This window comes from Pseudochrobactrum sp. sp1633, from assembly GCF_030376605.1.
In the GTDB taxonomy this organism is placed as follows: Bacteria; Pseudomonadota; Alphaproteobacteria; order Rhizobiales; family Rhizobiaceae; genus Pseudochrobactrum.
In genome coordinates this window covers 222,840-240,651 of record NZ_JARRAE010000004.1, presented here as the reverse complement: position 1 = coordinate 240,651, position 17,812 = coordinate 222,840, and the positions used below count along the sequence as shown (strand labels likewise).

At 52.3% G+C, this 17,812-nt stretch carries 21 protein-coding genes; 7 read left to right on the top strand and 14 right to left on the bottom strand.

All coding sequences use genetic code 11. The annotated features are described in order from the left end of the window. Window positions 1–3: 3 nt before the first annotated feature. The 7 genes from sdhC to rimM all read right to left on the bottom strand — a co-directional run bounded on the left by sdhC (window position 4) and on the right by rimM (window position 5,395). Window positions 4–405 carry a succinate dehydrogenase, cytochrome b556 subunit gene (gene sdhC / locus P8H26_RS06550; RefSeq protein ID WP_289632094.1) on the bottom strand — a complete coding sequence of 134 codons (402 nt, stop codon included), beginning with the start codon at window positions 403–405 and terminating at the stop codon, window positions 4–6. Window positions 406–835: 430 nt separating this feature from the next. Then, a complete protein-coding gene (locus P8H26_RS06545; protein WP_289632092.1) occupies window positions 836–1,303 on the bottom strand; it encodes a GNAT family N-acetyltransferase in 468 nt (155 codons plus the stop codon). 143 nt (window positions 1,304–1,446) lie between these two features. After that, window positions 1,447–2,856 (bottom strand): 3-isopropylmalate dehydratase large subunit, encoded by a 1,410-nt coding sequence (leuC, locus tag P8H26_RS06540; protein ID WP_289632091.1) that lies wholly within the window; start codon window positions 2,854–2,856, stop codon window positions 1,447–1,449. A gap of 242 nt (window positions 2,857–3,098) precedes the next feature. Beyond that, on the bottom strand, window positions 3,099–3,533 hold the full coding sequence (gene rplS / locus P8H26_RS06535) for a 50S ribosomal protein L19 (protein ID WP_289632090.1): 435 nt from the start codon (window positions 3,531–3,533) through the stop codon (window positions 3,099–3,101). A 211-nt stretch (window positions 3,534–3,744) separates the two neighbouring features. After that, complete coding sequence (locus tag P8H26_RS06530; protein WP_289632089.1) at window positions 3,745–4,101, bottom strand: DUF4260 domain-containing protein; 357 nt, start codon at window positions 4,099–4,101, stop codon at window positions 3,745–3,747. Continuing rightward, window positions 4,098–4,793 carry a tRNA (guanosine(37)-N1)-methyltransferase TrmD gene (gene trmD, locus P8H26_RS06525; protein WP_289632088.1) on the bottom strand — a complete coding sequence of 232 codons (696 nt, stop codon included), beginning with the start codon at window positions 4,791–4,793 and terminating at the stop codon, window positions 4,098–4,100. Before trmD ends, P8H26_RS06530 begins: the two co-directional genes overlap by 4 nt. Next, complete coding sequence (gene rimM / locus P8H26_RS06520) at window positions 4,793–5,395, bottom strand: ribosome maturation factor RimM (protein ID WP_289632204.1); 603 nt, start codon at window positions 5,393–5,395, stop codon at window positions 4,793–4,795. The genes trmD and rimM overlap by 1 nt, the downstream gene beginning before the upstream one ends. A gap of 118 nt (window positions 5,396–5,513) precedes the next feature. Here rimM and P8H26_RS06515 point away from each other — a divergent pair, with 118 nt between their 5' ends. The 3 genes from P8H26_RS06515 (at window position 5,514) to aroB (ending at window position 8,343) form a co-directional block, all read left to right on the top strand. Continuing rightward, on the top strand, window positions 5,514–6,479 hold the full coding sequence (locus P8H26_RS06515) for a tyrosine recombinase XerC (RefSeq protein WP_289632087.1): 966 nt from the start codon (window positions 5,514–5,516) through the stop codon (window positions 6,477–6,479). A 108-nt stretch (window positions 6,480–6,587) separates the two neighbouring features. Next, window positions 6,588–7,196 carry a shikimate kinase gene (locus tag P8H26_RS06510; protein WP_289632086.1) on the top strand — a complete coding sequence of 203 codons (609 nt, stop codon included), beginning with the start codon at window positions 6,588–6,590 and terminating at the stop codon, window positions 7,194–7,196. Window positions 7,197–7,218: 22 nt separating this feature from the next. After that, complete coding sequence (gene aroB, locus P8H26_RS06505) at window positions 7,219–8,343, top strand: 3-dehydroquinate synthase (protein WP_289632085.1); 1,125 nt, start codon at window positions 7,219–7,221, stop codon at window positions 8,341–8,343. A 67-nt stretch (window positions 8,344–8,410) separates the two neighbouring features. Here aroB and P8H26_RS06500 read toward each other — a convergent pair whose 3' ends face one another. Both P8H26_RS06500 and P8H26_RS06495 read right to left on the bottom strand, forming a co-directional pair. Continuing rightward, the gene (locus P8H26_RS06500; RefSeq protein ID WP_289632084.1) at window positions 8,411–8,671 is read right to left on the bottom strand and encodes a DUF2798 domain-containing protein; all 261 of its coding nucleotides are present in this window, start codon (window positions 8,669–8,671) and stop codon (window positions 8,411–8,413) included. 203 nt (window positions 8,672–8,874) lie between these two features. Beyond that, window positions 8,875–9,204: a BolA family transcriptional regulator gene (locus P8H26_RS06495; protein WP_289632083.1), complete on the bottom strand. Its 330-nt coding sequence runs from the start codon at window positions 9,202–9,204 to the stop codon at window positions 8,875–8,877. 180 nt (window positions 9,205–9,384) lie between these two features. On the opposite strand from P8H26_RS06495, the gene P8H26_RS06490 reads away from it, so the two are divergent. The 3 genes from P8H26_RS06490 (at window position 9,385) to cobT (ending at window position 13,225) form a co-directional block, all read left to right on the top strand. Next, on the top strand, window positions 9,385–10,008 hold the full coding sequence (locus tag P8H26_RS06490; protein ID WP_289632082.1) for a J domain-containing protein: 624 nt from the start codon (window positions 9,385–9,387) through the stop codon (window positions 10,006–10,008). A 249-nt stretch (window positions 10,009–10,257) separates the two neighbouring features. Beyond that, window positions 10,258–11,244, top strand: a complete 987-nt coding sequence (cobS, locus tag P8H26_RS06485) for a cobaltochelatase subunit CobS (RefSeq protein ID WP_289632080.1) — start codon at window positions 10,258–10,260, stop codon at window positions 11,242–11,244. A 94-nt stretch (window positions 11,245–11,338) separates the two neighbouring features. After that, window positions 11,339–13,225, top strand: a complete 1,887-nt coding sequence (gene cobT / locus P8H26_RS06480) for a cobaltochelatase subunit CobT (RefSeq protein WP_289632079.1) — start codon at window positions 11,339–11,341, stop codon at window positions 13,223–13,225. A gap of 8 nt (window positions 13,226–13,233) precedes the next feature. Here the strand turns inward: cobT and P8H26_RS06475 are convergent, their stop codons facing one another. The 3 genes from P8H26_RS06475 to rpmB form a co-directional block, all read right to left on the bottom strand. Continuing rightward, window positions 13,234–13,974, bottom strand: coding sequence for an SDR family oxidoreductase (locus tag P8H26_RS06475; RefSeq protein WP_289632078.1), 741 nt, complete (start codon window positions 13,972–13,974; stop codon window positions 13,234–13,236). Between the two features lie 188 nt (window positions 13,975–14,162). Next, a complete protein-coding gene (locus P8H26_RS06470; protein WP_289632077.1) occupies window positions 14,163–14,819 on the bottom strand; it encodes a VUT family protein in 657 nt (218 codons plus the stop codon). Between the two features lie 156 nt (window positions 14,820–14,975). Continuing rightward, window positions 14,976–15,269, bottom strand: a complete 294-nt coding sequence (gene rpmB, locus P8H26_RS06465; protein ID WP_289632076.1) for a 50S ribosomal protein L28 — start codon at window positions 15,267–15,269, stop codon at window positions 14,976–14,978. A 329-nt stretch (window positions 15,270–15,598) separates the two neighbouring features. On the opposite strand from rpmB, the gene P8H26_RS06460 reads away from it, so the two are divergent. Further along, window positions 15,599–16,435 (top strand): DUF3108 domain-containing protein, encoded by an 837-nt coding sequence (locus tag P8H26_RS06460; protein ID WP_289632075.1) that lies wholly within the window; start codon window positions 15,599–15,601, stop codon window positions 16,433–16,435. A gap of 71 nt (window positions 16,436–16,506) precedes the next feature. Here P8H26_RS06460 and P8H26_RS06455 read toward each other — a convergent pair whose 3' ends face one another. Next, window positions 16,507–17,010 carry a hypothetical protein gene (locus P8H26_RS06455; protein WP_289632074.1) on the bottom strand — a complete coding sequence of 168 codons (504 nt, stop codon included), beginning with the start codon at window positions 17,008–17,010 and terminating at the stop codon, window positions 16,507–16,509. A 28-nt stretch (window positions 17,011–17,038) separates the two neighbouring features. After that, entirely contained in the window at window positions 17,039–17,803 is a 765-nt protein-coding gene (gene gloB, locus P8H26_RS06450; protein ID WP_289632073.1) for a hydroxyacylglutathione hydrolase, read from the bottom strand. Window positions 17,804–17,812: the final 9 nt, after the last annotated feature.

Here is a 17,812-nt window from a genome sequence, read left to right as displayed (position 1 = left end):
CTCTCAGCGCAGGCTGTAAGCCACAACCCAGATCAGGATTGTCGCAACAACTGAAAACACCACCGTGGCCCAGGCCATTTTGCTGGCAGTGTGTTTTTCAAGTCCTGCACCCATATCCCAGATGAAATGGCGGATACCGCCCGCCAGATGCTGCATCAGCGCCCATGTGTAGCCGAACAGCACAAGCTGCCCTACCCAGGAGCCAAACAGGCCATTGACGAAATTAAAGCAATCTTCGCTGACCGCTGCCGAAATCAGCCAAATGGCGAGCAGCACGGTACCGAAATAAAGAGCGCCACCGGTAATACGGTGAATAATCGACGTCGTCATCGTGATTGCCGGTTTATAAATCGACAAATGCGGTGACAGCGGGCGCTGGCTTTTGACTATTGGTCTTGTTGTCATAGCAATCCTGGTAAAAGTTACCGATAAACAGGCCACGTTAAACGTACCGGCAATCCGGCAAAATCTATGGTCTGTTCATGCCCAACAGAGTTTATATCTATGATGAACCTGCGCCCAGCATAGATATAAACTCTGTCATTTTAACATGCTGTACGATTCATGAGCTTTAAATACTCAGGAGCCGCGCAGTAGAGCGAATACGGCCAAGATCGTTTAAAGGACGACCATGTTAAGGCTTATCTACTGCGCTTTTATCACCACGTCAAAGTCACAACTATGCGACCAGCCATGCAATTAGTCGCACCTGAGCAAGGAGAGGACGTTTTAAACGGTTTTATGCGGGCTATTTTCGATCATGCCTCAGAAAAATAAAATCTGAAGCATAAGAAATTGTCCTGAATTTGCACGCTTAAATGGTGTTTATGCGCTTTTAGCCGACATGCGGTGCAAAACGAATCACAAAGCTGCTCCAGTCGGCAGTTGCAGCCACCTGCTCATAGAGCTTGCGACCGTCTTCCGGCTGGCGTGGTGCATTGAGTGACAGCTTGCTCCATGTGCGCTCTTCCGCCTTGTCCGCCAGCACATCAATCAATGCTTTGGCGATACCTTTTTTACGGTGGTCATGGTGTACATAAATATGATCCACCTGTCCTGCACGCATGCCCGAGACCGGCTCCGGCAGATCGTAGAAAATCACAAAGCCGACGAGCACGCCATCAATACGGGCACCGAGCAATTCGGCGCTGCGATCCTGCAGCAGTTTTTCGGCATAATATTCATCGGGGCGGCGCGGCGCACCGCGCTTCAGCGCCTGCGCATAATCGGCCAGCAAAGGCGCAAGTTCACGGGCATCACGTAAGTGAAGCAATGAAATATCAATAGCGTGATCCTGTGTCATACAACCTTCCCTTTCCGAATAAGAACCAGAGTAGCGGCTTCATCAGAAAACGCCAGTCTAATCAGCGCAGTTTTAGCTGAAAAGAAAAACCCGCCCATTGATCTTACGCAATGAGCGGGTTTTATTTTTTAAAGCTGAAAAACTTAGTTCCAGTCGCGGATATCTACGAAGTGCCCAGCCACGGCTGCTGCCGCTGCCATTGCAGGTGATACCAGATGCGTGCGGCCCTTAAAGCCCTGACGACCTTCAAAGTTACGGTTTGAAGTGGATGCACAACGCTCACCCGGCTTCAGGCGGTCATCATTCATTGCCAGACACATGGAGCAGCCCGGTTCGCGCCAGTCAAAACCCGCTTCGATAAAGATCTTATCCAGACCTTCAGCTTCAGCCTGTTCTTTCACAAGGCCGGAGCCCGGAACGATCATCGCATTAACGGTGGAGGCAACTTTTTTTCCTTCAACCATACGTGCTGCATCGCGCAAATCTTCAATACGGCCATTGGTGCAGGAACCGATAAAGACGCGATCAATCGCAATATCAGTGATCTTGGTGCCAGGCTTCAGATCCATATATTCCAGCGCACGCCATTTCGAGGAACGCTTGGTGTCGTCCTGAATATCATCAGGGTTAGGCACCACATCGGTTACAAAAACCACGTCTTCCGGTGAAGAACCCCATGTGACAACCGGTGAGATTTCAGCAGCATTAAGGGTCACAATCTTATCAAAATGCGCACCTTCATCCGTGCTCAGGGTCTTCCAGTAAGTCAGAGCCTGCTCAAGCTGTTCACCTTTAGGGGCGCGCGGCTTGCCTTGAATATAATCAAAAGTTGTCGCATCCGGTGCGATCAGGCCTGCGCGTGCGCCACCTTCAATCGACATATTACAGACCGTCATGCGGCCTTCCATGCTCAAAGAGGTGATTGCATCGCCGGCATATTCGATCACATAACCGGTACCGCCGGCAGTGCCGATTTTACCGATGATCGCCAGTGTGATGTCCTTGGCGGTCACACCCGATGCCAGTTTGCCATCCACACGCACAAGCATGTTTTTGGCCTTTTTCTGGATCAGTGTCTGCGTTGCCAGCACATGTTCCACTTCAGATGTGCCGATACCATGCGCTAACGAGCCGAAAGCGCCGTGGGTTGAGGTGTGGCTATCGCCGCAAACAATGGTCATACCCGGCAGGGTAAAGCCCTGTTCAGGGCCAACAATATGCACAACGCCCTGACGCTTATCGCGCTCGGAGTAATATTCAACGCCGAACTCGGCCGCATTTTTGGCCAGAGCTTCAACCTGAATACGGCTTTCTTCGTTCTTAATGCCGTTCACGCGATCCGCCGAAGTCGGCACATTGTGATCAACCACAGCCAGCGTGCGTTCAGGGTGACGAACCTTACGGCCGCTCATGCGCAAACCTTCAAAAGCCTGCGGGCTGGTCACTTCATGCACAAGATGGCGATCAATATAAAGCAGGCAGGTACCGTCATCCTGCTGATCTACCAGATGATCGTCCCAGATCTTGTCATAGAGTGTACGCGGCGCGCTCATGGCTCTTGATATCCTTTGCAAGCGTTCTGCGGCTATTACCTCCCGGCAATCACAGCACCACAGAACCGATATGATTATGGTTCATATGCACCTGTCACACGATTTCGTCAAGAAATGACAAGCGTAACAGGGTGTCGCAGCAAGATTATTACCCAAGCGGCATTTAATCTTTGCAAAAAGAAAAGGGCGACCCTGAGGCCGCCCTTATCAATTGGAATTCGAAAAATCGTAAATTGCAGAAATTATTCTGCAGCAGTCTTTGCAGCAGCATCACGCTCAGCGGCGCGCTTGTCTGCTTCACGTTCTGCTTTCGAACGATTGTCTTTTTTCTCAACGATACGGGCAGCCTTACCGGTAAGACCACGAAGGTAGTAAAGTTTCGCACGACGGACTTTACCGCGACGAACAACTTCAACGCCTTCAACCAGCGGAGAATAAACAGGGAATACGCGCTCTACGCCTTCGCCGTAAGAAATTTTACGAACGGTGAAGCTTTCCTGCAGACCTGCACCCGAACGGGCAATGCAAACGCCTTCGTAAGCCTGTACACGTGTACGTGTGCCTTCAGTTACGCGTACGAGAACGCGAACAGTGTCACCGGCGTCGAAAACAGGCAGAACGCGCTTTTCGGAAATTTTTGCAATCTGTTCAGCTTCAAGCTGCTTAATAATGTTCATAGTTTTTATCCTTCTGATTCTTCTCGAACAGTCAGAGCGCTATCACTTGCAAAACAGTCTTTGCCGTCATGCTATGCCGTAAAGGCAGGAGCGGTTTCACTACTCATTGATTTCAGGTCAACGAAAATTGGATCTCAGGAAATCCCGAAATGTGAGGCGGCAATACACTATTACCGCCTGTGAATCAACTCTGTCTGCAACAAGTTCTGATTCAGTTGCGCCCGATACGCCCCAAATGCGTATCCTGAAAGCTAGACGTATATTTCAGCCCGTAGCCTAACATCCGATCGAAAGCGATATGCGCTGACCAGATCAGCACATAAGGCCAGAGCCAGTCCTGCTCTGAAAAATGCATTAACAGGCCAAGCACTGTCACACCCATAATGCTATGACCGGCATTATAGACCGCCGCACCGATGCGATTGCCAAATGCATAGCCAGCCATTGTCAGGTCAGGCACCAGAAACAACAGCGCAAACCACCACCAGCTTGCACCACTTTGCGCATAAAACCAAAGCGCAATCAGCAAAACAGCAGCATATTCCGCACGCCGTAGAGCCTGCATCATTTGCTCTTCTTCTGGTAAGCTTCCCACAAATCAGGGCGGCGCTCACGGGTAATGCGCTTTGCTTCTTCCAGCCGCCACTGATCGACCGCCTTATGATTGCCGGAGGTCAGCACCGCAGGGATCGAACGCCCTTCCCATTCCTGCGGACGGGTATAATGCGGATGCTCAAGCAGGCCGGTTTCAAAACTCTCGGTCTCACCGGATTCATGATTACCCATCACCCCCGGAATCAGTCGCACTATCGCATCAAGCAGCACCAGCGCACCGGTTTCACCACCGGAGAGAATATAATCGCCGACGGAGACTTCCATCAGATTGCGCGCTTCAATAACGCGCTCATCCACGCCTTCAAAGCGTCCGCAGAGAATCACTGCACCCTCGCCGCTCGCCAGTTCACGCACCAAATCCTGCGTTAACGGGCGTCCACGCGGGCTCATCAGAATGCGTGGACGGTTGTCCTGCTCTAAGCTGTCGAGCGCACGCGCTACCACGTCCGGCTTCATCACCATGCCAGCGCTGCCGCCAGCCGGTGTGTCATCTACCATGCGATGTTTGTCGGGGGCGAAATCTCGGATCTGCACAGTTTCGAGCTGCCATTTATCATCGCGTAAGGCACGGCCTGCGAGCGCAGCGCCCAAAGGCCCCGGAAACATTTCGGGATAAAGGGTCAGGACAGATGCTTTAAAACCCATTACCGCGCCCATCCGTCATCATCAGTTTCAGGCGCATCGGTTTCAGCTTCATCGCCCTCTTCATCGGCAGAGCTTGATCCGTCATCAATCAGACCGGCAGCCAGCGGATCAACCAGAATATATCCTTCAGCCATAACAATCTTTGGTACTGATATTTGCGTGAAAGGGATCATAACCGGCTTTTTACCGCTCTCTTTGATCTCCAGCACATCACCGCCGCCGAAATTAAACACGGCAGAGACTTTGCCATAGGACACGCCTTCATTGTCGCGCAGGGCAAGGCCGATCAGATCAGTGTAATAAAATTCATCCTCATCGAGATCCTGCGGCAGTTGCGCATGATCGACATAAAGCTCAGTACCGTTCAGCGCTTCCGCCGCATTGCGATCCTCAACACCAGCAAAGCGCACTACGACTACCGTTTTGCTTGGACGGATCGACAGGATTTCATAGCTCTTGCCGGTTGCATCATAAAGCAAGCCATAGGAACCAAGATCCAGCGGGTCGCCTGTATAGGTTTTAACGCGCACTTCCCCTTTGATGCCATGCGCCGCGCCGATCACAGCGAGCTGAACTGGATTATCAAGATTTGCAACCCGCATTTGGGTGCCTTTTTTCTGAGAAGACATGAAAGACCTTAGATTGTGGCGGCAACGGTTCTGTAACCTCGCCATGAGAAACTCTATTTTTATTAAGATAACCGGATTACAGATTCAATCCATGCAAACGGCCAAAACCGAAACCTCAAAAGCAGAATTTCTGATTATTGCAGCACCTGATCTCAATCAGGCGCGTCAGGACTGGCTTGGCAGCCTGAGCAACAGCCGCAGGCTGGCTGCCCATACACTGGATGCTTATGAGCGCGACACCCGTCAGTTCCTGCAATTTATGACCGGACATTTGGGCACACCTCCGGCGCTGAAAGATGTCTCTGATTTACGCGTTTCGGACTTGCGCTCCTATCTGGCATCACGCCGCAATGACGGTGCGGGTGCGCGTACTCTCGGGCGCGGCCTTGCCGGTGTGCGCTCCCTACTACGATACTTGGAAAAGCAGGGACTGGCCAATGCAGCTGGCGCCAGTGCCATCCGCGCACCGCGCCAGCCGAAATCGCTGCCGAAACCTTTAACCGCAGATGCAGCTCTGCGGGTTGTTAATACGCAGCAGCAACTGGCAGAAGAACCGTGGATTGCCGCACGCAATGCTGCCGTGCTGACACTGCTTTACGGCTGCGGCTTGCGTATTTCCGAAGCTCTTGCGCTGACACCTGAGGCCGTGGCCGATACAACCGCCCGTTCTCTGACGATTACAGGTAAAGGCGGCAAGAGCCGTCTTGTGCCGCTGCTGCCTGCTGTTCATCAGGCGATTGGCGAATATCGCCGCCTCTGCCCCTATCATTTAACGACCGGTGTTCCGCTCTTTCGCGGAGCCAAAGGCGGCGCATTACAGGCGGGCATCATTCAGCGGGAAATGCAGAAGATGCGCTCCGCGCTCAACCTGCCGGAAACCGCAACGCCCCATGCCTTGCGGCATTCTTTTGCCACCCATCTTTTGGCACGCGGCGGTGATCTGCGCACCATTCAGGAGCTACTCGGCCATGCCAGCCTCTCAACCACGCAGGTCTATACCGGCGTGGATACGGATCGCCTGCTGGAAATTTACGATAAAGCCCATCCACGCGCCTGACCGATACAATAGTCAAAAATCACTGATCTTTCTTGACAAGCCGCAGATCAGAAGCGATTGACTTGGGTTAAGTGTTTCAAACGGAAGCACCGTCACGAGAAGAAGACGATGCCGAACCAAAACAAAAAAACTGATCAGACAGTTTTGCGTCAGCAAGCCGAAGAAATTAAGTCCATCTTGGGTCAGCGCCCTGTGGTGCTGGTCGGCCTTATGGGAGCAGGCAAATCCACGATCGGCAAAAAGATGGCCGCTTTGCTGGAATTGCCGTTTTACGATCTCGACACCGAAATCGAAAATGTCTCCCGCATGAGTGTTACCGAATTGTTTGCCTCTTACGGCGAGCCGGAATTCCGCGATCTTGAACGCCGCGTCATGCAGCGCCTGCTGGAAGGCGGACCGATGATTCTGGCAACCGGCGGTGGTGCTTTCATGAATGATCAGACCCGCGAGAGCATTGCTCAGGCTGGTATTTCCGTGTGGCTTAACGCAGAACTTGATGTGCTGATGGAGCGTGTACTGCGCCGTCAGGATCGCCCGCTTTTGAAAAACGATGATCCGCGCGCGGTTATGCAGAAGCTGATGACCGAGCGCTACCCTGTCTATGCAACCGCCGATCTCAGTATCATGTCGCGCGACGAAAAACGTGAAGTGATTGCACAGGAAGTCATCAATCTATTGCTGGAGCACCTGCACCGCACCCAACCAGTCACCCATTGACCGTCAACAACGAGTATCTCCCATGACATCTACCGGACATATCGCAACCGAAACCGTTCATGTATCTCTGGGAGAACGCTCTTATGATATTCTGATCGGCAGCGGTCTGATTGCCCGCGCCGGTCAGGAAATTGCTTCGCGCCTGCCAGGCATCCGCGCAGCTGTGGTCACCGATGAAAATCTTGCAAAGCTGCATCTGCCGTCCTTGCTCAGCGCTTTGGAAGCGGCAGGCATTACCGCCACACCGGTTGTGGTTGCTGCCGGTGAAAAATCCAAAGGTTTTGCTACCCTTGAAACCGTGACCAACGAGGTTCTCAAAGCCCGTTTAGAGCGCGGTGATGCCGTGATTGCACTGGGCGGTGGTGTGATCGGTGATCTTGCCGGTTTTGTTGCCGGTATTGTACGTCGCGGCATGAATTTCATTCAAATCCCGACTTCGCTGCTGGCGCAGGTTGATTCTTCTGTCGGCGGCAAAACCGGCATCAACACCGGATACGGTAAAAACCTTGTCGGCGTTTTTAATCAGCCGCAGCTGGTGTTGGCCGATACGGATATTCTCGACACGCTGAGCAAGCGCGAATTTGCAGCCGGTTATGCAGAAGTTGCCAAATACGGCCTGATCGACCAGCCGGAATTCTTCGAATGGCTGGAAAACAACTGGCAGAGTGTCTTTGCAGGCGGCGCCGCGCGCCAACAGGCCATTGCCACCTCCTGCCGCGCCAAAGCGGCCGTTGTCGCCCGCGATGAGCGTGAAACCGGTGATCGTGCCTTGCTCAATCTCGGCCATACATTCGGCCATGCACTCGAAACAGCCACCAATTATGATTCTGCACGCCTAGTGCATGGTGAAGCGGTTGCCATCGGCATGGTGCTGGCGCATCAGTTCTCCGCACGGCTTGGCCTGATCTCAGAAGATATTGCTACGCGGGTTGAAGCCCATTTGAAAGCTGTCGGCCTGCCGGTCTCGATGAAAGAAATTGCCGGCCTGCCGTCAGCAGATGTGCTGATGTCCTATATCGCACAGGACAAGAAAGTCTCGCGCGGTGCGCTGACCTTCATCCTCACCCGCGGTCTTGGCCGGTCTTTCATCGCCAAAGATGTGAATGCTGCTGACGTGCAGGCTTTCCTGCAGGAAAAACTGGCTTAAAATTTTAAATCATCAATCTAAAAAAACGCTCGCAAATGATCTTTGCGAGCGTTTTTTGTTTAAGTACTCAAGGTTTGTGGCACACAATGCCGACCAGACGCCGCACCAGTGGCAGTACCAGTAACAGCACCGGAAACGCCACAAGCCATGACAGCCCCCATGCAGGCATCCAATGCGACAGCAGATCAGCCTTGAACCCGAGATTTTTCAGTGTGGCGATCAGGGACACAACAAAGGTCATCAGCACAGAGAGAATAAAAGGCATCACAACCGGAATGTAACGCGCCGGAAGTTTAGGAAAAGCAGAGACAGTTTGGGAAGATTGCATAATCATTTCCGTAAATTTGCGATCTTACACATAGGCGCATCCTTCCTGCGGCAGCAGGATTTTTGCCGGTGTAAGACCGGAATGGATGCGTTGCTTAACGTTAAACGCTTACGGAAGAGCCTGAGGCTCACTGCTACTCACATAACAGCAGATTTCAAATGAAACAAGTAACCGCTCTTTCACGGTTACTTGTTTTTAAATTGCTATGCCGGATTACGGTTGCGGCGGGTCGGCTCTCCCGGAGCGCTTGGCTCCAGAGCAATCGCATGCAAGCCCGCATGCAGCTCTTCTTCCAACTGCGCATTAATCGCACGGTGGCGGTCAACACGGTTTAATCCTGTAAACGCCTCTGCCACAATAATAACGCGGTAATGTGTTTCACCGGTACCGTCGAACACCTCTTCATGGCCGCCATCTGTGTGATGATGACCGGCATGAAGATGACTTTCGTTGATGACATCAAGCAACACCGGCTGAAAAGCATCGCGAAGTTTTGCGGTAATCCGTTCTTGTCGCGTCAAAGGAATAGACATTCTGATCTCCTACCCCCATATAGGGGCTATGTTATGCGCATGCGTTGCCGTTACGGTATACATAATGCAGCTAAATCCCGATTTCACGTCTGCTTTGATTATCGAGCCTTTCGGCTTCAGTCATACTCCGTGAAATGTCAATTCTTGTATCATCAGATCTGACCCCGTAATATTGATATCATGACAACGAATTCAAAATATTTTGACAGCATCCGTATCCGTTCCCGCAAGGAAGAAAAAAAAGCCGCAGGCCCGCAATGCCAGTGGGAAGGATGTGAAGAAACCGGAACGCACAAAGCCCCTGCAGGCGGTGCGCGTGAGGGATTGTATCTTCATTTCTGCATTAATCATGTGCGTGAATATAACAAGAATTTCAACGCCTTTGCCGGCCTGAGCGATGAAGAAATCGCGAAGTTCCAGAAGAATGCGGCTGTCGGCGACCGTCCGACATGGACAACAACCAAAAACACCACATCCCGTCAGACGGCTACACAGTTTGCCCGTATGCGTTCGGGCACAGCGGCCTATCACAATAAGATTCGCGATCCGCTGAACCTGTTTGAACAGACCAAAGCCCGTGCAGAGGCTGCAACCCCGACCAGACGTCCGCGCCCGCTGGAATCCAAAGCTTTTGCCACATTGGGCATTGCGGCAAATTCGACCAGCGATGCGATCAAGTCGCGCTACAAAGAGCTGGTAAAGCAGCACCATCCCGATGCCAATGGCGGGGATCGCGGTTCGGAAGAGCGTTTCCGCGAAGTTGTGCAAGCTTATCAATTGCTAAAGACCGCTGGTTTTTGCTAAACAAGCAAGAATATTTCAGGAAGCGTCGGAGAAATATCGGAAACGCAAACGTTTTCATTTCTTTGCATCCTGTTCATAACAAGTACACCGGCACGGTCACTCAAGCAGTTTCGGGAAAAACCGGAACTGGCTGTGCCGATGAAACTGAGCCAAGACACACGGAAAGAGGGGTTTCCCGATTCAGAAAAAGGGAAACAGCTCTAAACATATGATGATACAGCGGCCTGCAAGCGCCGCTCAGGAGGCATGATGAGCAAGGTTGATCTCGACATAAACAATATGCCGGACACAACTGTATCGGTGCGTGACGTGTTCGGGATTGATTCCGATATGACCGTGCCCGCATACAGCGTTAGAGACCCGCATGTACCGGAAACAGATCCGGACTATATTTTTGACCGCCAGACAACCTTGGCCATTCTCGCAGGCTTTGCCTATAACCGCCGCGTCATGGTTTCCGGCTATCACGGCACCGGTAAATCCACCCATATTGAACAGGTTGCTGCGCGCCTGAACTGGCCATGTGTGCGCGTCAATCTGGATAGCCATGTCAGCCGTATTGATCTCGTCGGTAAAGATGCCATCGTCGTTAAAAACGGCATGCAGATCACCGAATTCAAAGACGGTATTCTGCCTTGGGCATACCAGAATAATGTCGCACTGGTTTTCGACGAATATGATGCCGGTCGCCCTGATGTGATGTTCGTTATCCAGCGCGTTCTGGAAGCCTCTGGCCGCCTGACCCTGCTCGATCAGAGCCGCGTGATTAACCCGCATCCGGCATTCCGCCTGTTTGCAACCGCCAACACTGTCGGTCTGGGTGATACAACCGGTCTTTATCACGGCACGCAGCAGATCAACCAGGCACAGATGGATCGCTGGTCAATTGTCACCACGCTGAATTATCTGCCGCATGACAATGAAGTTGAGATCATTCTCGCCAAGTCCAAGCATTATCAGAATGCGGAAGGCCGTGAGATTGTTTCGAAAATGGTGCGCGTTGCCGACATGACCCGTCAGGCTTTCATCAATGGCGATCTGTCGACCGTTATGAGCCCGCGTACTGTGATCACATGGTCCGAAAATGCCAATATTTTCAAAGATGTCGGCTTTGCATTCCGCTTAACCTTCCTGAACAAGTGTGACGAGCTGGAACGCCCGATTGTCGCCGAGTTCTATCAGCGTGCTTTCGGTCAGGAATTGCCGGAATCCGCAGTGAATGTCGTGCTCGCTTAAAGCGCACAAAGCGTCCCTGTAAAAACGGGGACGCTCTCGCTTCATTATGACAGCGAAGTAAGGTTAAGTTCTTCTGATATAAGGCAGTTTCATCATGGCAGGCCCCGGCGATAACACACGCGAACGTCCTAAAGGTCCGGTCGATTCCGAACCTTTCAAACGTGCAGTCACCGCTTGTGTGCGTGCAATTGCCGGCAGCAATGAGTTTGAGGTCGGCTTCAGCCATGATCGTCCGGCGCTGACCGGCAATCATGCCCGCCTGCCGGATCTGCCGAAACGTCCGACCGCAGAAGATATTTCCATCATCCGTGGCCTTGGTGATTCAATGGCGCTGCGTCATGCGCGCCATGATCCGCGAGTTCACGCGCAGCTTGCCCCTCAAGGGCAGCAGGCACGGGCTATTTATGACGCTGTAGAGCAGGCGCGCGTTGAAGCCATCGGCGCTCTGGCAATGGAAGGCGTGGCACAAAACCTGTCTTCCATGCTGGCTGATAAATACAGCCGTGCCAATTATTCCGCGATTACTTCGCGCGATGATGCACCAATTGAAGAAGCGATCTCCCTTCTGGTTCGTGAGAAGCTCACCGGCTACCGTCCGCCTGTGCAGGCTGGCAATGTCGTTGAGCTGTGGCGTGACTGGATCGAAGAAAAAACCGGCGATCGCCTCGAAACTCTGAGTGATCGTCTCAACAGTCAGCAGGATTATGCCCGTCTGGTGCGCGAGATGCTGGTTGCGCTGGATATGGCTGAAGAACTGGCCGAACCGTCTGAAAGCGACGACGAGGAAAGTCAGCAGGAAGAACAGGCTGATCCGGAAGAATCACAGGAAGGTGCATCGGAAGAGGATGCGGAAAACCAGTCCGGTGACGGCGACAGCTCTGAAGATACCAATGATGACCGTGAGCGCGGCGATTTGGAAGCTGAAGACGCGGCCTATGAAGATGCTGATGACGGCGAAGAAGAAGATGCGGAAACACCGGGCGAAGCACGCCGGTCGAACCAGCCGTTTTCTGATTTCGACAAGCACAATGACTATAAAGTCTTCACCCGTGAATTTGACGAGATCGTAGAAGCAACCGATCTTTGCGATGATGCGGAACTGGATCGTCTGCGTGGTTTCCTCGACAAGCAGCTGGTGAATTTGCAAGGTGCGGTCGGACGTCTTGCCAACCGCCTGCAGCGCCGCCTGATGGCACAGCAGAACCGCTCATGGTTGTTTGATCTGGAAGAAGGTCATCTCGACAGCGCGCGTCTGGTACGCGTCGTGATTGACCCGACGCAGCCGTTGTCTTTCAAAACCGAACGCGACACCAAATTCCGCGATACAGTTGTGAGCCTGATTATCGACAATTCCGGCTCCATGCGCGGACGCCCTATTACAGTGGCTGCAACCTGCGCCGATATTCTGGCACGCACATTGGAGCGCTCCGGCGTAAAGGTTGAGATTCTGGGCTTTACCACCAAAGCGTGGAAAGGCGGCCAGTCGCGTGAAGCATGGCTGGAACGCGGCAAGCCCGCACAGCCGGGTCGCCTGAATGATCTGCGCCACATTGTCTATAAAAGCGCTGACGCCCCGTGGCGCCGCGCACGCCGTAATCTCGGCCTGATGATGCGTGAAGGTCTGCTGAAAGAGAATATCGACGGTGAAGCGTTGATGTGGGCGCATAACCGCCTGCTCGGCCGTCCTGAACAGCGCAAGATTCTGATGGTAATTTCCGATGGTGCACCGGTCGATGATTCGACCCTCTCCGTTAATCCGGGTAATTATCTGGAACGCCATTTGCGTGCGGTAATTGATGAGATTGAAAACCGCTCACCGATTGAGCTGATTGCAATCGGTATCGGCCATGATGTGACGCGCTATTACCAGCGCGCGGTGACGATTGTTGACGCAGAAGAACTGGCCGGTGCTATGACCGAACAGCTCGCCTCCCTGTTTGACGATCAGGAGCAGCCGAAATCACGCGGTAGCAAACGCTAATCCCAAACTCATGCCTGCTGGCGGGTTGCCGCCAGCACGATCTCCCGAATGCACACATGCTGCGGTTGCTGATAGGCATAGAGCACCGCATGCGCCACATCTTCCGCTGACAAGACGGGACTGCCCATATTGGTTTTCCAGTTTTCATATCCGGCCTTAATCGTCGGATCACTGGTATGGCTGAGCAATTCCGTTTCCACAGCTCCCGGCGCGATTGTCACAACCCGCACACCGCTCGGTGCCAGCTCCTCACGCAAATTTTCTGACAGACCGTGGACGGCAAATTTTGTCGCCACATAGGCCGTGTGATTGGCAAAGGTCTTCCGCCCTGCCACCGAGCTGATATTGACGATGGTGCCGCGCTGACGGGCAGCCATGCCGCCTGCTACGGCATAAATACCATTCATCAGCCCTTTGACATTCACATCCAGCATCCGGTCCCATTCCTGCGGATCCTGCCGTGTTATATCACCAAGCAACATCACTCCGGCATTATTCACAATCACATCGGCCATACCGAACCGTCCCTGCGCAATGTCAACCGCCGCAAGAAATGCCGCTCTGTCAGTCACATCAACGGATATACAAAGACTATTGCGCAGCTTCAATGCCTGCATGGCTTCACCACGCCGCGCCAGCAGCAACAGCGGATGCCCTGCAGCAGAAAATAATCTGGCGACAGCAAGTCCGATACCTGAACTGGCACCGGTCACAATAACAAGCGGCATGGTGGTTTTCGCAATCATCATAAGAATCCGGCTGTGAAATGATCGCACAACTATCTCGTGCAGAAAACCAATGCACAACCGGTATAATTACAAGGATGAAACGCATAATCCCGACAGCAAGGCCGCTAAAGCATGTCTGGCGCAAATGGATTCATTTAAGCGCCCGCGAACATGCAACAATTAAAATAATCCAGAGCGAGCGCTCTGGATTATTTTGCAGATCCGGGTTTACCTGCACCATAAATTGACGGTGCAAACAGAGCCAGAATCGCGCCGTAAGGCACCAGCATCACCACACTCATCAGGACTTTGACACCAAAGTCACCCAGCGCCAGCGACAGCCATAGCGGCATTGCAAGGCCAAACCACTGCACCTGATCAATCATAGAGCTGTCTGCAAGACCGAATGCCGTATCCAGCATGCTGAACGGAGCGGCAAAAGCCAGCGAGAAGAACAGGATCGTATCCAGCACAGAGCCACACAGTGCCGCAGCCAGCGGTGCTTTCCACCAATGCAGACGACGCAACCGGCTGAAAACGCTGATATCAAGCAATTGTGCAAACAGGAATGCACTTCCTGAAGCCACAGCAAGGCGCGGGCTTGCAAGCCAGATCGACATGATCACACCCAGCGCAAAACCGGCATAAACGACCTGACGGGCGCGCTGCGGACCAAAACGGCGATTGGTCAGATCATTGATCAAAAACGCAAACGGATAGGTAAAGGCGCCATAAGTGAGAATATCCTGCAATCCGAGATAATGAACCGGATATTGCACAAGGATATTGGAGGCGGCAACAGCCGCACACATGGCAAGAACAGGGAAAATCAACGCTTTAAAAGCGGAATCATGCTGTAGAGGCATTTTTTTATCCTGGGTAATGGAACCAGCAAAAAGGCCGGATAAACCGGCCTTTAGCAATCCAGACAATTTCAGAAAGTGAAAACCGGTTTCCGTCTGAAACTGCATTAATCAAGTATGAGGATGGCTAAACCATTCTCACTTAACCGAAACGGCTAATTAAGCAGCAACTTCTGCAAGCTTCTTAGCAACCTGACGCTTCAGCAGGCGAACGCGCTGTGACAGTTCATTGTCAGAAGCTTTCGCAAGGAATGCATCCAGACCACCGCGATGTTCTACAGTACGCAGAGCATGAGCGGAGATACGCAGGCTGTAGCTCTGGCCCATTGCATCGGACATCAGAGTTACATTGCAAAGATTTGGCAGATAACGGCGACGCGACTTGTTGTTCGCATGGCTTACATTGTTGCCGTAGAGGACCGCTTTACCGGTCAGTTCACAAGCGCGGGACATTGGTCTCACCTTCAAAATTCTGTTTCAGGCCCCGGCACAAATACCCGATACCGTCTTCGCTTCAAACATAACAACCATAAGATTGCAGATGTCGCGGCGCGCAATATCGGACAGCGGCCCATTGGGAAAGTCGGGTTTCTATAGTGAAAGCTGCTCTTCACGTCAAGCCGTTTCGAGCTGATTAGGAGCCGATTGCAGGTAATGACAATGAATTGACTGTCTTTGACTGCATTTTGCCGCTTTTATCAGACAAATAGCGGGCATGAAAGCAAATGGCGACGAAATTTCTGGCCATACGCGCTTAAGGTGAGTCTCAGGAGATCAGAATAATGCTGACTGACTATGTTGAGAAAATAAAAAACCGTCACCGGCATTTTAAATACGCGCTTCTCTCCATGCTCTCCTTCATACCGGCAACAGCTTTTGCCGCTGATTCCACATACAGAACCGAATATAGTATCTCGGTCTTCGGCATCACAATCGCCCGTTCCGAGATGGACACCAGAATCAGTGGCGGCAGTTATGGACTGAACGGGAGTTTTCACAGTTCCGGTATTGCCCGCATTTTTGACAGTACCAAAGGTTCAATAGCAATCAACGGAGCCATGCGTTCACAAGGAGCGAGCACGGCTGTTCAACCTGTCTCATATCTCACCACCTATCGCAGCGGTAAAAAACACAAACGCACATCCATCGGCTTTAAAAACGGCTCTGTGGTCTCATTCGACAATCAGCCGCCGATAAGAAAAAATGACCCTTGGGTGGAAACACGCCCCGCTGACATGAAATCTGTTTTTGACCCGATCAGTGCGATGATGATTACCAGCCCGACGGCCGCCGCAGTCTGCAACCGGACATTAGAGATTTTCGACGGGCAGACGCGGGCGCAGATAAAATTAAGCCCTGCGGGTACAGAGGATTTCTCTGTTCAGGGTTTTAACGGCACTGCAATCATCTGCAATGCCAGATTTGTCCCCGTCTCCGGTTATGAGAAAGACAAAAAATCCGTGCGTTATCTGGCAGACAAAAGCAAAATCACCATCAGCTTTGCCTCGCTGAATACCGACAAGCAAGGCGCAGGGATATACGCCCCAGTGGCTGCCAGTGTCGGCACACAGATCGGCACGGTGAAAGTCCGCGCGACACGTTTTGAGCAGATGAAATGATCATCCGGACGCGGAAGCATCCCGAGGCTAAATTGGGCACTCGCGCGCCCAAACTATCAACCGGACGATTATTATTCGCCCAGCAGCTTATGAATCCGCTCAAGATTTTGTTTGCCGAAAGTAATATGCGCCGGATTGATGCCCTTTAGTTCATCAACAAGCTGCTCTTCATTTTCGGCTTCCACGGCGCTCACACTGCTGACCAGCGCGAAATAGCCAAAAATATAGTCCTGTGCTGTCAGGCCGTGCTTTTGAAGCACAGCCATCACTTTAGGCTGTTTTTCAATACGGGCAGCCAGTGCCTTTGGTGAATGATCGCCGGTACCGGCCTCATCATCACTGCCACCGGACATATCAACCGTGTTAAGCTCTGCCTGCGCGGCTTCCATCTTGGCCAGAAATGCCTCATCAAGCGGATAGTTGTTCACTTCTGCCGGCACTTCCGGCTTAGCCACTTCTGAAAAGCTCTGCGCAAAAACCGTGCTGGTTGTTAAAGGTAACCCGACAAGGCATGTCACAGCAAAAAAAGAACCGGCCACAATCGCAAGGGCCGGACGACGGGTCAGACAAACCATATTTATACCTTTGCCCAAATGGCCTTTATCAAAAATGATCTTTGCGTTTACGCAGTTCTGCAAAAACCTGCAACTCACTGGCATCATCCATCCCAAGCCGCTTGGCAATGGCACTGTCATGGGCACGCAAAAACGGATTGGTTGCCATTTCCAGACCGATACTCGTCGGCAAGGTCGGCAAACCTTCCGCTCGCAACCGCTCAATCTCGCGGCCGCGTTCTTTCAATGCCGGATTTGTACCATCCACATCAAGCGCAAAGCGCAGATTATTCAGTGTATATTCATGCCCGCAATAGACTTTTGTATCGACCGGAAGCAGTGCCAGCTTTTGCAGCGATGCAAACATATCTGCCGGTGTGCCCTCAAACAAACGGCCGCAACCCAGCGCAAACAGCGTATCGCCGGTAAAAACGACCCGTGCCTGCGGCAGATAATAACTCACCTCTCCGGCCGTATGACCGGGTGTGCTCATTACCTGCACTTCAAAACTGCCGAACTGAAACTTGTCACCGTCTTTGACACCACGATCCGCGCCCGGAATTTTCTCCGCGGCAGGACCGGTAATTTGCGCACCGAATGTCCGCTTTAGCGCTTCATTCGCTTCCACATGATCGTGATGATGGTGGGTTGTAAAAATAAAATCGAGCTTCCAGCCCCGTCGCGTCAATGCCTCGCGGATCGCCAATTCTTCCGGCGCATCAATTGATGCCGTCAGCCCCGTCTCAGGGTCATGAATCAGAACGCCGAAATTATCTTCACGGCAAAAAAACTGTTCGATTTCAAGACGAGCCATCCATACCGC